The sequence below is a fragment of the Polaromonas sp. genome (assembly GCF_036676035.1).
Taxonomy (GTDB): Bacteria; Pseudomonadota; Gammaproteobacteria; order Burkholderiales; family Burkholderiaceae_C; genus Polaromonas.
Map to the genome: position 1 here is coordinate 40780 of NZ_JAKFDR010000114.1, position 15508 is coordinate 56287.

Here is a 15508-nt window from a genome sequence, read left to right on the forward strand (position 1 = left end):
ATTTGCTGAAAAACTAAGCAGAAATAGCAGGGCTTAGAGGGCTTGCAAGGCGCTAGTAAGCTAGCACTAGCTATCTGAAATGACCTTATCGTGCGGCGTTGGCATCGGCGACCGTGAGGGCCGTCATGTTGACAATCCGGCGCACCGTGGTGCTGGCTGTCAGGATGTGCACCGGTTTGCTGGCGCCCAGCAACACCGGGCCAATGGCGATATTGCCGCCGGCCGCCGCTTTGAGCAGGTTGTAGGCAATATTGGCGGCATCGATGTTGGGCAGGACCAGCAAATTGGCTTCGCCCGCCAGCATGCTGTGCGGCATGACGCTGGCGCGGCCTTCAGCGTCCAGCGCCACGTCGCCGTGCATTTCGCCATCGACTTCCAGCCAGGGCGCTTTTTCACGCAGCAGCGCCAGGGTGTGGCGCATTTTCAGCGCGCTGGGCTGGTTGGAGGAGCCAAAGTTGGAGTGCGACAGCAGGGCGGCTTTGGGCTTGATGCCAAAGCGCATCATTTCCTCGGCGGCCATGGTGGTGATTTCGACCAGCTGCTCGGCCGTCGGGTCGTAGTTGACGTGGGTGTCCACCAGGAAAATCTGGCGGCCCGGCAGCAGCAGCCCGTTCATGCAGGCGTAGGTGTTGACGCCGGCGCGCTTGCCAATGACATCGTCCAGGTAGTTCAGGTGGATGGCGGTGGTGCCCCAGGTGCCGCAGATCAGGCCATCGACGTCGCCCTTGTGCAGCAGCATGCCGCCAATCAGCGTCAGGCGGCGGCGCATTTCAATCTTGGCCATTTGCACTGTGACGCCCTTGCGCTCCATCATGCGGTGGTAGGTCTGCCAGAAGTCGCGGTAGCGGTGGTCCTGCTCGACGTTGACCACGTCGTAATCGAGCTCTTCCTTGAGGCGCAGGCCGAATTTCTCGATGCGCTGGGCAATGATGGCGGGCCGGCCGATCAGGGTCGGGCGGGCCAGGCACTCGTCAACCACGATCTGGCAGGCGCGCAGCACGCGTTCTTCCTCGCCCTCGGCGTAGGCCACGCGCTTTTTGGCGGCTTTTTTGGCGGCCGCAAAAATCGGCTTCATCGTGGTGCCCGAGGCATAGACGAAGCTCTGGAGTTTTTCGCGGTAGGCATCCAGGTCTGGAATAGGCCGCAGGGCCACGCCGCTGTCGGCCGCGGCCTGGGCCACGGCCGGCGCAATCTTCATCATCAGGCGCGGATCGAACGGCTTGGGGATCAGGTAGTCCGGTCCAAACGCGAGTTTTTCACCGACGTAGGCGGCGGCCACGACCTCGCTCTGCTCGGCCTGCGCCAGCTCGGCGATGGCATGCACGGCCGCAATTTCCATCTCGATGGTGATGGTGGAGGCGCCCGCGTCCAGCGCCCCGCGGAAGATATAGGGGAAGCACAGGACGTTGTTGACCTGGTTCGGGTAATCGGTGCGGCCGGTCGCCATGATGGCGTCGTCGCGCACGGATTTCACGTCTTCTGGCGTGATCTCCGGATTGGGGTTGGCAAGGGCCAGGATGATGGGCTTGGCCGCCATCTTCTTGACCATCTCCTTTTTGAGCACGCCGCCGGCCGAAAGGCCCAGGAAGATGTCGGCGCCTTCGATGATTTCACTCAGGGTGCGGGCCGAAGTTTTTTGGGCAAACTGGATCTTGTCTTCATCCATCAGCTCGGTGCGGCCTTCATAGACCACGCCGGCCAGGTCGGTCACGTAAATGTTCTCGCGCGGAATGCCGAGTTTCACCAGCAGTCCCAGGCAGGCCAGTGCTGCCGCGCCGGCGCCCGAGGTCACGAGCTTGATCTTTTTGGGGTCCTTGCCCACCACCTTCAGGCCGTTGAGGATGGCCGCGCCGACCACGATGGCCGTGCCGTGCTGATCGTCGTGGAAGACCGGGATCTTCATGCGCTCGCGCAGCTTGCGCTCGACATAAAAGCAGTCGGGCGCCTTGATGTCTTCCAGGTTGATGCCGCCAAAGGTCGGCTCCAGCGAGGCAATGATGTCAACCAGCTTGTCGAGGTTGTCTTTCTCGTTGATCTCTATGTCGAACACGTCGATACCGGCGAATTTCTTGAACAGCACGCCCTTGCCTTCCATCACCGGCTTGGAGGCCAGCGGGCCGATGTCGCCCAGGCCCAGCACGGCCGTGCCGTTGGTGATCACCGCGACCAGGTTGCCGCGGCTGGTGTATTTGAAGGCCGCATTCGGGTCCTTGACGATTTCCTCACAGGGAGCTGCCACGCCGGGGGAATAGGCCAGGGCCAGATCGCGCTGGTTGATAAGTTGCTTGGTCGCTGCAATGGCGATTTTGCCGGGCGTTGGAAACTCGTGGTATTCCAGGGCCTGGCGGCGCAGCTCGTCGCGTTTTTCCTGGCTCTTGTCGAGGGGGGGCGTGGGCATCAACAGGTCTCCTGCGGTAAACGGCCAGCATGACCGTCAATTTTTTGTAAGGTCAGCGATTGTAGGCCGTTCAAGGGGAAAACCCTAGTAAGTGAATCTACTCAAACAGGTGCGTCGCTTTTGACTTTTTTGCAAAGATTGGCAGGGGGTTTGGAAGGTGTCCGCCAGCAAGCCTTCTTTTGAGCTCAATAAGGGCAGTTTTGGCGGCTATTGACGATTTTTCGGTGCCCAAGCTTAGAGCGCCACCTGTTTGGACTGCGCCAGGCGCTGCGAGGTCTGTGCGCCTGAAAGTACAAAGCCGCGTTGCCGGCCGGCATCGTCCAGCCATTGCCACAGGCCGGCCTCGGGGGCCAGCCACTGGCCGGTGCTGCCGGGCGGCGGCGGTGCGATCACCAGCGGCAGGGCCGGCGTCTTGACGGACACCGGCATCAGCGGGAAGGTCAACTCGGCCGGCTGGCCGGCCAGCGTGGCAGCCAGTACCTTGGCGCTGCTCATGATGGGCATCACAAAGGGCAGCGTGGCGCCATGGTGGTATTGAGTGCAGTCGCCCAGGGCATGGACGGCGGGCGCGCTGGTCTGCAGTCGGGCATTGACCACGATGCCCCGCTCCACGGCCAGGCCGGCGGCTTTGGCCAGCACGGTATCTGCTCTCAATCCGATAGCGCTCAAAACCCTGTCGGCGCGGACCAGCTGGCCATTTGACAAGGAAATGTCGAGTGCGCCCATATCGGAGCGGCCGGCATTGACGGCGCGCACGGTGCTGCCGAAGTGAAACGCTACGTCCAGCTGCGCCAGCGCCTCGCGCAGTTGCGCGCTGGCGGCTTCGGGCAACAGGGCGGCCAGCGGGCGGCTGCCCGGATCGACCAAACTGACGCGGTAGCCGGCGCTGGCCAGATCGTTGGCAAACTCGCAGCCAATCAGCCCGGCGCCCATGATGAGCACGTGCGGGCGGCGGCCATCCACGTGGTCATTGACGGCCTGAAGCTGGTCATGGAAGGTGCTGAAGTCCTCCAGCGAGTTGACGCTCAGGACCTGGTCGGCCGCGTCGCCTTCGACTGGCACGCGGATGGGCTGGGCGCCGGTGGCCAGCACCAGCTGGCTGTAGGCGATGACGCCTGCAGACGTGGTGACGGTTTTTGCAGCCGTATCAAGCGTCTGCACGCGGGTTTGCGGCAGCAGCGTGACGCCCAGGGTTTCCGCCATCCTGGCCGCCGGCGTGTTGACCAGTTGGGCCGGGCGCTTGCCCTGCGCAAAGGCGTTGGACAGCGAAGGCTTGGCGTAGAAGTCGCCGCTGTCGGCCGTGACCAGCACCACCGGGGTCTGGGTGTCGAGCTTGCGGAACTCGCGCACCGTGGTCCAACCGGCCAGACCGGCGCCAATGACGACCAAGGGCTGCGTCATGCCACTACTCCGGTGGATGCGCTGGCCGCAGCGGCGGGCCGGCTGCCCCAGCGCTGCCAGGCCTTTTCGTGGAAGAAGAAGGCAACCGCCTGCACCGTGGGTTCGAGCAGGCTCAGCGTGATGGCCAGCAGGAAGTTGCCCGTGACCGCATAGGCCACCAGCGCCGCCACCGTGACGTGAACCACGTAATAGCTGGCGGTTTTTTGAAGAGTGGGCAAATTGCTGCGGACAAGCTGGGCCATGGTCTGACTCCTCGGGGGTAGTGACAAGAAGGGGGGCGGGGTTGTGGCAGGTTTAAATCTCGACCACTTCAAAGTCGGCCTTGGCCACGCCGCAATCGGGGCAGGCCCAGCTTTCCGGCACATCGGCCCAGCGGGTGCCGGCGGCAATGCCGTCTTCGGGGCGGCCCGCCGCTTCGTCATACACAAAGCCACAAACAATGCAGAGATAGGTTTTCATGGGGTTTCCTTCGGTTTTATAAGTAAAAAGAGGTGAATGCCGGCGTCAAATATGCGTAAATAGCTATCAAAACAATAGCGAAAGACCGAGCGGCCGGGTTGCCTGCCGCTCCGCTGTCCATGAGTCGGGGCCATGGCGCACACCTTACAGCGTGCGTCTGTGTTCGCCTGTGTTGTCAGGCCGCAGCCACGACTTGGTCGAGCTGGGCCTGGTAGTGTTTGGCGTGGCGCTCTTCCACTTTGGCCAGCGCCGCAAAACGCTTCTGGGCTTTTTCCAGTGTGGCCCTGAACTGCGCGGCATGCACTTTGGATTCTTCAATCTGCTCGTCCATCTCGGCAACCGCTGCTGCGTTGCCCTCGGCTTCGGCGGTGGCGCGAAAGCCCGGGTACATCTCGGTGTACTCGTAGGTTTCGCCGTCAATCGCGATTTGCAGCGTCTTGGCGGGCGTCATGGTCGCTTTGGGGTAGAGCAGATCCAGGTGACCAAAGGCGTGCATGACCTCCTGGTCGGCGGTTTCTTCAAACGTGCGCGCCGTCGCCTCATCCCCGGCTTCGCGGGCCAGCTTGGCGAAATAGCGGTACTTGATGTGGGCCATGGATTCGCCGGCAAAAGCCGCTTCCAGGTTGGCCAGGGTCTTGATTTCGGGGCGTTTCGTCGTGCTCATCGGGACTCCTTTTATGAATAGCTAAAAATTATCAGAACGTAGGAAATGATATTTATTGACTATTGAGTTGGCCAATTGGTTTTGGCTAATTGATTGATAGTTGCTATCGACGGCTGGCGTGAGTCCTTGCGTGGTGGGCGCTGAACAAGACCCATGCGCGCTTGCAAAATGAGTCTTTATGGAGCAAAATGCGCCATAAAGGAGTCAATCATGACCACCCCCAGCAACTTTGCTTCCGTCAAACTTCCCGCCAGCCTGGTGCAACAAGCGCGCGAGGCCGCCCAACCCCTGCGGCGCTCGGCTGCCGGCCAGATCGAGTACTGGGCCACCCTGGGCCGGGTGGTCGAGCATTCCGGTTTGACGGTGCAGGAGGCGCAGACGGCGATTGAGGTTTATGAGGCGGCTGCGCGCAAGGCGCGGCCCAGCACCCAAACGAACGATGGGCAGGCCGATGAGCTGATTGCGCGTTTCATGGCCGTAGAGGCTGATGGAAGCCTCGCGCAGCGAGTGCGCGACGTGATTCTTGATAACCGCAGCAAGGCACGCAAGGCATCTGCCTGACATGGGGCAGGCCACGCCATTGCGTTCACGGCGGCGCAAGGCCAAACCGGTCTTCTACTTGCTGGCAGGTCCCAATGGCGCCGGTAAGTCAACCTTGTACAAGGCGCTCGTGCAGGCCGGCACCATCCCTGTCAGTGCCGAATTCGTCAACGCCGACCTGCATGAGGCTGCCAACTTGCAGCACATTGCCGATCCGCAGGACAGATCAGAACACGCGCGACAGTGGGCAGATGCGCGGCGTGCCGAACTGCTCAGGGCCGGCAAGTCGTTTGTCAGCGAAACGGTGTTCTCCCATGAATCCAAACTCGCGCTGATGGAAGAGGCTCAAAAGCAGGGGTTCTTCGTCATGCTTCTCGTCGTGTGTCTGGACGATCCGCAGCGTCTGCTGGCACGCGTGGCCGGTCGTGTCGCCGAAGGCGGGCATGCCGTCCCGCCCGACCGAATACTCGCCCGCTACCCTCGCACCCTGGCCAATCTCGCAGTGGCCGTGCGTCTGGCCGATCTTGCCATTCTGTACGACTCGCAGGACGTGACGCCGGGAACGCATACTGCGGTGGCCATCTGCAAGCGTGAATGGACTCAGGAGAAAGTCAGCCCACTGCCGAAATGGGCACAAAGGGTGATGCGTGGCCCGGGGATGGGTTGATTGCGGTCTCGGCTTTATGCGCGGAGCGGTTAGTCATCATCTCCTCTTTGACCGCAATGCAGCGAGACCAGACACTCGGGTTCTTAGGGACTGGTTCATCCAAACAAACCCGTCGGCCGGCGGTCGGCGCCTTTGTCGATTTCAATATACCTGTCAATTTTCTCCACTCGATGAGGTAAGCTCTTGAAAAGTATGAGGAATTTCATAGAGCTCTAGCGCCGTTATTTTGCAGGTCGCCATGTTATTCCACCGTTGTGCGGGATACATCAAAGTTAAGCCCAGCTAAATTCAACACTTAGAGATCAGCGCCATGAGAAACCTTCGCGCATCCGCCGTAAAGTGGACATGGGCTATCGGCATGTCTTTGTCAGTTTGCACATCGGCTGTGCTCGCACAAGCACAACCGTCTGAGCTTGGCTCAGACGAACTCATGAAAAGGATTGTTGAACTAGGCGGCAACGTCGAGAAGCGAAGCATGTTCGAAAGCTACATGCAGGAACTGATGACGCGTGCAAAAGCCCGGCAACCTTCCGCCATGTTCAACTTCGGTTGGTATCGCTACCAACTTTGTGGCTCCATGAAGCAGCAGGGTACTGATGTCAGTAATGCGCCTATGTGCGTGCAAGCGCTGGATGACTTAAAAGCCGTTGCAGAGAATCCGAAGATCAGCATTTTGTTCATCGCGCCAGCTTCTATGAGCATGCTGGGAGAAATGTGCCGCGATGGCATCGGCACAAAACCTTCTCGGTATCTAGCCGCCGACTGGTTTGTCAAATCAGCGAAGCAAAGGAATGCAAACGGCGATCGAGAGGGGGCCATTCGCGCAATGGAAGATGCCCTCAATGCCGTCCCCGAGCATCCAGCCGCTATGGAACTCCGCGCAACGCTGTTGCAGTAGGAGAGCTTCTTGACGAGATTTGCACATGAGTACCCTCGGCCTAACATTGCGTAGCACGCGGGCGGGCATGCTGCGCATTGCCGCCGATGAACTTGGGCGTTAGCCCCAACAAGCCATGACGCAAGTCGAGATGACAGAGCTGCTTCATTTCTTGGGCACATTCAGCCTTGGCGCTGTAGTCGCCGGTGTAATTGGATTCCTGCTTATGAAGTCATTTGTGCCTTCTTATCTGAAGCAGAAGGCAGAAAATCTCGCCACGCGAGAAGACATCGGAAAAATCACACATGAAATCGAAGGGGTTCGTGCTGAATACGCAGCGATGCTGGAGGCATTGAAAGGAAGACAGCAGCTACGAATCGCAGCCCTTGATAGGCGCTTACAGGCCCACCAAGAGGCATACCAGCTTTGGCGCGAGATTAACGGCGCATTGGGACGGCCTGAGCTGCAAGAGGTCGCGGGTAAATGCAGCAAATGGTGGGGCGACAATTGCCTCTACTTAGAACCAGAAGCTAGAGCTGCGTTTCTTGCTGCCTTCGTTGGCGCGCGCGATCTTGATTGGTATAGAAGCAACCAGGATGCTGCTGACCTCGTCTCAAAGGTCCAGCGAGAAATTAACGATGCCGGTGGAGTCATCGAAAAGTGTGTAGCGCTACCAAACTTGCGAGAAATGGAAGTTGCGCAAAAAAGGGGCTAACAACAGGTTGCAGCCGACAGCACCGTCTTCGGCGGGTCTGCGGCTGAACTTGGGCGTTGAACGACCGCATCCAGTCTTCTGCGGTCGGTTAACGCAATCCCTATAGCGTCTGTAAATTGACCTCCAGCACCCCTCACCCCGCATCAGCGCCTCAATTTCATCAGCCTTCACCGGCACGCCGCGCGTCATCAGCTCACAGCCTTTGGCGAGTCGCACGTAAAGGCCGGGCTCGACGGGGGTCACCATACCGGGCTTCAAAACACGGCGCGGCTTTTTATGACGTCGCCCGGCAGCGGCTTGTTTTCAGCTATGACGCGAATGCAGCAATGCGTACACGTCATCTCGTGTGCTGACCGCAAGGATGGTGACGCATCGCTTTGCATCGTTGACGTGATACGCCAGTCGAAATTGCGGCGTCGTGATCTTGATCTTGTAGACGTCTTGCAGGCCGTGCAAAGCATCTTTGGCGACGCGCGGGTTTATCAACCGCTCATTCTGGAGTTTCTGCCTGAAGCGCCGTTTAACGGTTTCATCCAGCTTGGCCCACTCCCGTTCGGCGTCGGGGTGGATGGCAAGCTCATAGCTCATTCAGCGTGATCTTGCGTGCCTTGCCGAGCGACGCCATGCGGTCACGGGCCTTGTCGGAAATGACCCGATCAGCCAATTGATCCATGATGCGGGCCATCAGCGCTGGCGAAACAATGTAGCCGGCCGGCCGGTTGTGGTTGAGAACGACAACCGCCTCGTCGCCCGCCTGTTCGAAGGCGCGGGCGGGCGCTTCGCGCAGATCGGAAATGCCGATGCTGTGAAGGGAAAGAATGGAGTCCATGGTCTGATTTTAACAGAATTTCGACGAAATTTCGTCGAAATATGGGGTGTGGTGACCCGATCACCCCCGCATCAAGGCCTCAATCTCATCGGCCTTCACCGGCACCCCACGCGTCATCAGCTCGTAGCCCTTGGCCGTGACCAGCGCGTCGTCTTCAATCCGGATGCCGATGTTCCAGAACTCCTTGGGCACGTTTTTGGCCGGGCGCACGTAAATGCCGGGCTCGATCGTCAGCACCATGCCGGGCCGCAGGATGCGGGCGGGCTTGCGCATCACGCTCTGGCCCAGCGCGTCTTTTTCTTCGCGCGGCTTGCTACCGGGCTCGGTGTAATCGCCGCAGTCGTGCACGTCCATGCCCATCCAGTGGCCGGTGCGGTGCATGTAGAACTGGCGGTAGGCGCCCGACTCGAGCACGTCGTCGACCTTGCCGTGTTTGGCCTTGGGCAGCAGGCCGGTGTCGAGCATGCCCTGGGCCAGCACGCGGGTGGCCGCGTCGTGCGGGTCGGTAAAGCGCTTGCCGGGCCGCGTCGCCTTGACGGCGGCGTCTTGCGCGGCCAGCACGAGGTCGTACAGCGTGCGTTGCGCCGGGGTGAACTGGCCGTCCGCAGGGAAGGTGCGGGTGATGTCGCTGGCATAGCCGTCGAGCTCGCAGCCCGCGTCAATCAGGCAGAGTTCACCCGGCTTCAGTTCGGCGTGGCCCGCACGGTAGTGCAGCACGCAGGCATTGGCGCCGGCGGCCACGATGCTGCCGTAGGCGGGCGCCTGCGAGCCGTGGCGGCGAAATTCGTGCAGCAGCTCGGCTTCGAGGTGGTATTCGCGCAGGCCGCCTTTGACGCCCTGGCGCAGCAGGGCGGCCGAGGCCTGCATCGCGCGCACATGGGCAGCTGCAGAAATCTTGCCGGCGCGCCGCAGGATGGCGACTTCGTGGCTGTCCTTGAACAGCCGCATTTCGTCGAGCAGCCGGCACAGGTCGTGCTGGCTTTGCGGGCACTCGGCGCCAAAACGCACGCGGGCGCGGATTTGGCCCAGCCAGCCGTCCATGCGTTCCTGCAGCCCGGCATGGGTGGCAAACGGCCACCAGACCGCTTTCTGGCTGGTCAGCAAGGTCGGCAGCTGCTCATCGAGCGCGTCCACGCTGAAGGCGGCGTCCACGCCCAGCTCTGCCGGGGCCGCTTTGGGTCCGAGCCGAAAGCCGTCCCAGATCTCGCGCTCCAGGTCCTTGGGGCGGCAAAACAGGGTGCTGCGGCCACTGGCCTCAATCACCAGCCAGCTGCCCGGCTCGCTGAAACCGGTCAGGTAGTAAAAGTAGCTGTCATGCCGGTAGGGGAAGTCGCTGTCGCGGTTGCGCGGCACCTCGGGGGCGGTGGGCAGCAGGGCGACGCCGCCGCCGGCGGCTTTGAGGGCGCGTGCAATCGCGGCGCGGCGTTTCTGGTAAATCGTGGTGGTCATGGTGGGGTCAAGACTTTCGGTGTGTTTGATTCAATTCTTCCAGCCGTTCGGGCGTGCCTACGTCGGCCCACGGCCCTGAATATAGCGCCGCGCTGACCTGGCCCATTTGCATGGCCTGGCGCAGCAGCGGTGCCAGCGCCGCTTTCTGGCCGGCGGGCGTGTTTTTAAACAGCGCCGGGCGGTATAGGCCCAGCGTGCTGTAGGTGAACTGTTCACGGGCCTGCGAAAGTGCCAGGCCGTCGGCCGAGATGCCGAAGTCGCCCTGGGGGTGGTGCGGCGGATTGGGCACCAGGTAAAGGTGGGCCAATGCATCCGACGCGGCGAACCGTGCGGCAACGGCGGGCGAAAACTCAAACCCGGGCATGTAGACATCGCCCGCCATCAGCCAGAACGGCGCATCGGCCAGCAGCGGCAAGGCGGTGGCAATGCCGCCGGCGGTTTCCAGCGCGCCGCCAAAGCGCGCGCCTTCGTGCGAGTAGCGGATGCGCAGGCCCCAGGCGCGGCCATCGCCGAGCGCGGCGGGAAACTGCTCCTCCAGCCAGGCGGTGTTGATCACCACGTCGGTCACCCCGGCGCGTGCCAGGTCTTCAAGATGCCAGACGATCAGTGGTTTGCCCTGCACGGTGAGCAAGGGCTTGGGGCAGCGGTCGGTCAGCGGTCGCATGCGTTCACCGCGGCCGGCGGCCAGAATCAGGGCTTGGGTTGTCATACAGGCTGTGATTATGGCTTTTTTAAAAGCCAAATCGGGCCTCAGCCGCCGGTACAACTGCGCAAACAGCTATTGAATCCATAGCAAAAATGCGGCGGAACCCATGAACGGCAAATGGACGGGGCCGGCCGCAAGGTTATTATCTTGCGACAACTGACAACTCACCTGGACGGGAGCACAGCATGGCCTTAATGGACTTCATCAAGAAACAGTTCATCGACATCATCCAGTGGACCGAGAGCGACGACGGCACACTGGCCTGGCGCTTCCCGATGCGCGATATGGAGATCCAGTACAGCGCTTCGCTCACGGTGCGCGAGTCGCAGATGGCGGTGTTCGTCAACGAAGGCAAGGTGGCCGACGTCTTCGGCCCCGGCATGCACAAGCTGACGACGCAGACCATTCCGGTGCTGACCTACCTGAAGAACTGGGACAAGCTGTTCGAGTCACCCTTCAAGAGCGATGTGTACTTCTTCAGCACACGCCAGCAGATCGACCAGAAATGGGGCACGCCGCAGCCCATCACCATTCGCGACAAGGACTTCGGCGCGGTGCGCCTGCGCGCCTTTGGCAACTACAGCTTTCGCGTCGCCGACCCCAAGCTGTTTTACACCGAAATCTCGGGCACCCGCGACAGCTACGGCGTGGCTGAGCTTGACGGCCAGCTGCGCGGCCTGATCCTGCAGCACCTGTCGGACGCCATCGCCTCCAGCGGCATCCCCTTCCTGGATCTGGCGGCCAACCAGATGGAATTTGCCAAGGCGCTGTCGACCGAGCTCACGCCGGCGTTTGCGGCCGTCGGCCTCCAGGTCGAAGGCATGACGGTGCAAAACGTCTCGCTGCCCGAAGACCTGCAGAAAATCCTCGACCAGAAAATCGGCATGGGCATGGTCGGCAACGACATGGGCAAGTTCATGCAATACCAGACGGCACAGGCCATTCCCGAAATGGCCAAGGGCGCGGCCGGTGGTGGCGGCAGCGGCATCGCCGGCGACGCCATGGGCCTGGGCGCCGGCATTGCCATGGGCCAGGTGCTCGCGCAAAACCTGCAACAGGGCCTGCAAAGTGGCGCGGCCGCCAGTGCGGCGCAGGCCGCTGCGGCAGCGGCTGCCACCGTGAAGCCCGGCGATGTGATGGCCACGCTGGAAAAGCTGGGCGAGCTCAAGGCCAAGGGCATCCTGACGCAGGAAGAGTTTGACGCCAAGAAGGCGGAACTGCTCAAGAAGCTGGTTTGAACCTTTCCCGTTCGGCCTGAACCTGTCGAAGGCTTCGACAAGCTCAGCCTGAACGGGGGTGTTGCACGACGTGGCGAACCCTTCCCCCCAACGCGCCTACCGCGCCCCCTGCCCTGGCTGCGGCGCGCCGGTTGAATTCCGCAGCGCGCAGTCCACGCACGCGGTGTGCGGCTACTGCCAGAGCACCGTGATGCGCGACGGCGACACGCTGTCGCGCATCGGCAAGATGGCCGAGGTCTTCCATGACTTCAGTCCGCTGCAGCTGCTGGCTTCGGGCGTCTTCCAGAAGCGCCCTTTCACCCTGGTGGGCCGCCTGCAGTACAAATATGGCAAGGGCACCTGGACCGAGTGGCATGCCTTGTTCGACGACGGCAGCACGGCCTTTCTCAGCGAAGACAACGGCGCCTACGTGTTCACCGTGCCGACCAGCCTGCAGCGCGAGGTTCCGGCAGCGGCGCAGTTCCGCGTCGGAGTCACCACCGCCATCAACGCCAAGCCCTTCAGCGTTGCGTCCAACGAGCAGGTGTCGCTGCTGTCGGCGCAGGGCGAGCTGCCCCGCCTGCCGGCGCTGGGCGTGCCTTTTGCCATGGTGGAGTTGCGCAGCACCGAAGGCGAGGTGCTGAGCATTGACTATGGCCCGGCCCTGGCAGGGGCCGCGCCGGCCTTGTCGCTGGGCCGCGCGGTGCTGCTGGATGACCTCCAGCTCACCGGCCTGCGCGATGAGTCGGCCAAGGAAGAAAAAGGCCGGCAGTTCAGCTGCCCCAACTGCGGCGCGCAGGTCGAGGTCAGCCTGGCCACCAGCAAAAGCATCACCTGCAAAGCCTGCAACAGCCTCATTGATCTGTCGCAAGGCCTGGGCGCCGGGCTCAAGCACGCCATCCAGCACGAGCCCGTCAGCCCCCTGATTGCGCTGGGCAGCACCGGCCAGTTGCAGGGCGTGGCCTGGCAGGTCGTCGGCTTTCAGCACCGCATGGGGCATGAGCCCGGCGACAGCGACGAACACTTCGGCTGGGACGAGTACCTCCTGTACAACCGCAAGCGCGGCTTCGCCTTTCTGGTCGATGCCGAGGATGGCTGGAGCATGGTCAAGCCCACGACCGGCGCGCCCACGCTGAAGACCGGCGAGCAAAGCGCCAGCTACCTGGGCGCGAGCTACCAGCTGCAAAGCAGCTACCATGCAGAAACCAACTACGTGGCGGGCGAGTTTTACTGGCGCGTGGAGCGCGGTGAAAAAACCTTCAACCGCGACTTCGCCAGCGGCAAGTCGCTGCTGTCCCAGGAGGAAGCGGCCAGCGAAGTGACCTGGTCCAGCGGCAGCAGGCTCGAAGGCGATGCCGTGGCCAAAGCCTTCAAGCTGGACGGCAAAGAGGCGCTGTTCAAGCGGGCGGATGCCCAGCCCCTGAGCAGTGCGTCGGGCATGGGTTGCGTCACCGTGATGGTTGTGATCGTGCTGATTCTGGTCTTCCTCCTTCTGATCGGCCGCTGTTCCCGCTGCGATCCGAATGTGGAAAACTGTTCATCGTCGGGCAGCCGCACCTCGGGCGGCTCCTATGGTGGTTTCTCCGGTGGCGGAGGGCACAAGTGAAACCAGTGACGCAAATAACGCAAATAACGCAAGCAAGGCACCGATCGGTATCAACGTTTTTTTCTGGAGATCATCATGGGACTTGAATGGCTCAAACCCGCCGCTTTCCTCGGCTCCATCCTGTTCGCGCTGATAGGCGTGGCCGTGTTCTGGCTGAGTTTTGTCATCATCGACAAGATCACGCCCTACAAGCTCTGGGAAGAGCTGGTTGAAAAACAGAACATGGCGCTTGGCCTGGTGGTGGCGGCCATGAGCTTGGGCATCTCCATCATAGTAGCCGCCGCCATCCACGGTTAGAGCTACTGCGCGGGCCGGGGGCTGCGTTGGTCCGGTGCGCGGAATCCTCACGTACCCGAAGGTACGCTCCGGTTCCTGTGCTCCGTCCGCCTTGCCCGCGGCCCGCTCGCTACGCCCTAATATCGCTTTGACTTCCCAGGACTCCTCACCACCCCGCCCGCTCGAAGTCGCGCTGCTCGCCAGCGTCTTCGTGGTGGCGGCCTGCGGCCTGCTTTACGAGCTGGCGGCGGGGGCCATCGCGTCCTACCTGCTGGGCGACTCGGTGCTGCAGTTTTCCACCATCATCGGCACCTACCTGTTTGCCATGGGCGCCGGCTCCTGGCTGTCGCGGTTTTTCGAGCGCCAGTTGCCCGCCCACTTCTTGCGCATAGAACTGCTGGTGGCCCTGGTGGGTGGTGCGCTACCAGCTATTCTTTTTATAGCAAATGCCTACGCGCCGGGGGCTTTCCGGTTTCTGCTGTACGCGCTGGTGCTGGCGGTCGGCACGCTGGTCGGGCTGGAGATTCCGCTGGTCATGCGCATTCTCAAGCGCAATGTGGCCCTCAAGGAGCTGGTCTCACAGGTGCTCACCTTCGACTACCTGGGCGCGCTGGCGGTGTCGCTGGCTTTTCCGCTGGTGCTGGTGCCGCAGCTGGGCCTGATTCGCACCGGCCTGCTGTTTGGGCTGATGAACGCCGCCGTTGCCCTGTGGGCGCTCTGGCTGTTTCGCCATGAGTTGCGGCAATGGCGCGCGCACGCCGTGGCCTGTGGGCTGACGCTGGGCGCGCTGGCGGCCGGCTTGGCGGCGGCGGACCAGATCACCACGCTGGCCGAAGATCATTTTTACCAGGACCGCATTGTTTTTACGGCCAGCACGCCCTACCAGCGCATTGTGGTGACCAGCGGCAAAACCGGGCACCGGCTGTTCCTCAACGGCAACCTGCAGTTTGCCGAGCGTGACGAATACCGCTACCACGAGGCCCTGGTGCACCCGGTCATGAGCGCCCATGGCGCGCCCAAAAAAGTGGCGGTGCTTGGTGGCGGCGACGGCATGGCGGTGCGCGAGGTGCTCAAATACGCCAGCGTGGAAAGCGTGACCCTGGTCGAGCTCGACCCGGCGATGACGACGCTGTTTTCCCGGCAAGAAGCCTTGACCCGGCTCAATGGCGACGCCCTGAAGTCGCCCAGGCTGACCATCGTCAACGCCGATGCCTTCCAGTGGCTGGACCGCAGCACCGACACCTTCGACGTGGTGATTGTTGACTTCCCCGACCCCACCAATTTTGCTATCGGCAAGCTCTACACCAACTCGTTTTATGCCCTGCTCGACCGGCATCTGGCCGCCAGCGGCTATGCCGTGATCCAGACCACGTCGCCGCTGGTGGCGCGCAAGAGTTTCTGGACGGTGGTGGGCACCATCGAGTCGGTGGGGCTGCAGACCGCGCCCTACCACGCCAATGTGCCGAGCTTTGGCGAGTGGGGTTTTGTGGTGGCCAGCCGCCGGCCTTTCAAACAGGCCGGCATGCTGCCCCCGGATCTTCAATTCCTTAACCTTCAAACCCTGCCCGCGCTGTTTGATTTTCCGCAAGACATGGCGCGCGTCCCTGCCGAGGTGAACCGCCTGTCCAACCAGGCGCTGGTGCATACCTACGAGCAGGAATGGGGCAAGGTGACACATTGATGAGGGATTCGGGTTTCAGCTCC

17 protein-coding genes are annotated in these 15508 nt (G+C 62.0%); 8 read left to right on the forward strand and 9 right to left on the reverse strand.

Going from position 1 to position 15508, the window contains the following annotated elements; genetic code table 11:
• Positions 1-85 precede the first annotated feature (85 nt).
• From V6M61_RS17585 to V6M61_RS17605, 5 genes are all read right to left on the reverse strand, one after another.
• On the reverse strand, positions 86-2398 hold the full coding sequence (locus tag V6M61_RS17585) for an NADP-dependent malic enzyme (RefSeq protein WP_332777889.1): 2313 nt from the start codon (positions 2396-2398) through the stop codon (positions 86-88).
• Between the two features lie 234 nt (positions 2399-2632).
• Entirely contained in the window at positions 2633-3799 is a 1167-nt protein-coding gene (locus V6M61_RS17590; protein ID WP_332777890.1) for an FAD-dependent oxidoreductase, read from the reverse strand.
• On the reverse strand, positions 3796-4041 hold the full coding sequence (locus tag V6M61_RS17595) for a DUF2061 domain-containing protein (RefSeq protein ID WP_332777891.1): 246 nt from the start codon (positions 4039-4041) through the stop codon (positions 3796-3798). Before V6M61_RS17595 ends, V6M61_RS17590 begins: the two co-directional genes overlap by 4 nt.
• A gap of 52 nt (positions 4042-4093) precedes the next feature.
• Entirely contained in the window at positions 4094-4258 is a 165-nt protein-coding gene (locus V6M61_RS17600; RefSeq protein ID WP_305634861.1) for a rubredoxin, read from the reverse strand.
• A gap of 175 nt (positions 4259-4433) precedes the next feature.
• A complete protein-coding gene (locus V6M61_RS17605; protein ID WP_332777892.1) occupies positions 4434-4922 on the reverse strand; it encodes a rubrerythrin family protein in 489 nt (162 codons plus the stop codon).
• A gap of 210 nt (positions 4923-5132) precedes the next feature.
• On the opposite strand from V6M61_RS17605, the gene V6M61_RS17610 reads away from it, so the two are divergent.
• The 4 genes from V6M61_RS17610 to V6M61_RS17625 all read left to right on the forward strand — a co-directional run bounded on the left by V6M61_RS17610 (position 5133) and on the right by V6M61_RS17625 (position 7721).
• Entirely contained in the window at positions 5133-5483 is a 351-nt protein-coding gene (locus tag V6M61_RS17610) for a TA system antitoxin ParD family protein (RefSeq protein ID WP_332777893.1), read from the forward strand.
• A gap of 1 nt (position 5484) precedes the next feature.
• The gene (locus V6M61_RS17615) at positions 5485-6129 is read left to right on the forward strand and encodes an AAA family ATPase (protein ID WP_332777894.1); all 645 of its coding nucleotides are present in this window, start codon (positions 5485-5487) and stop codon (positions 6127-6129) included.
• A gap of 310 nt (positions 6130-6439) precedes the next feature.
• Positions 6440-7027, forward strand: a complete 588-nt coding sequence (locus V6M61_RS17620) for a hypothetical protein (protein ID WP_332777895.1) — start codon at positions 6440-6442, stop codon at positions 7025-7027.
• 115 nt (positions 7028-7142) lie between these two features.
• On the forward strand, positions 7143-7721 hold the full coding sequence (locus tag V6M61_RS17625; RefSeq protein ID WP_332777896.1) for a hypothetical protein: 579 nt from the start codon (positions 7143-7145) through the stop codon (positions 7719-7721).
• 303 nt (positions 7722-8024) lie between these two features.
• Here the strand turns inward: V6M61_RS17625 and V6M61_RS17635 are convergent, their stop codons facing one another.
• From V6M61_RS17635 to murU, 4 genes are read right to left on the reverse strand one after another with little or no spacing between them, the layout of a single operon-like run.
• Entirely contained in the window at positions 8025-8309 is a 285-nt protein-coding gene (locus V6M61_RS17635) for a type II toxin-antitoxin system RelE family toxin (RefSeq protein WP_332777897.1), read from the reverse strand.
• Entirely contained in the window at positions 8299-8550 is a 252-nt protein-coding gene (locus tag V6M61_RS17640) for a type II toxin-antitoxin system Phd/YefM family antitoxin (protein WP_332777898.1), read from the reverse strand. Before V6M61_RS17640 ends, V6M61_RS17635 begins: the two co-directional genes overlap by 11 nt.
• Positions 8551-8610: 60 nt before the next feature.
• Positions 8611-9999, reverse strand: a complete 1389-nt coding sequence (locus V6M61_RS17645; protein ID WP_332777899.1) for an aminopeptidase P N-terminal domain-containing protein — start codon at positions 9997-9999, stop codon at positions 8611-8613.
• Between the two features lie 7 nt (positions 10000-10006).
• Positions 10007-10708, reverse strand: coding sequence for an N-acetylmuramate alpha-1-phosphate uridylyltransferase MurU (murU, locus tag V6M61_RS17650; protein ID WP_332777900.1), 702 nt, complete (start codon positions 10706-10708; stop codon positions 10007-10009).
• Positions 10709-10890: 182 nt separating this feature from the next.
• Between murU and V6M61_RS17655 the strand changes: the two genes are divergently transcribed.
• The 4 genes from V6M61_RS17655 (at position 10891) to V6M61_RS17670 (ending at position 15485) form a co-directional block, all read left to right on the forward strand.
• A complete protein-coding gene (locus V6M61_RS17655; RefSeq protein WP_332777901.1) occupies positions 10891-11943 on the forward strand; it encodes an SPFH domain-containing protein in 1053 nt (350 codons plus the stop codon).
• A gap of 70 nt (positions 11944-12013) precedes the next feature.
• On the forward strand, positions 12014-13528 hold the full coding sequence (locus V6M61_RS17660) for a DUF4178 domain-containing protein (protein WP_332777902.1): 1515 nt from the start codon (positions 12014-12016) through the stop codon (positions 13526-13528).
• Between the two features lie 75 nt (positions 13529-13603).
• A complete protein-coding gene (locus tag V6M61_RS17665) occupies positions 13604-13825 on the forward strand; it encodes a DUF350 domain-containing protein (protein WP_332777903.1) in 222 nt (73 codons plus the stop codon).
• 127 nt (positions 13826-13952) lie between these two features.
• Positions 13953-15485 (forward strand): polyamine aminopropyltransferase, encoded by a 1533-nt coding sequence (locus tag V6M61_RS17670; protein WP_332777904.1) that lies wholly within the window; start codon positions 13953-13955, stop codon positions 15483-15485.
• Positions 15486-15508: the final 23 nt, after the last annotated feature.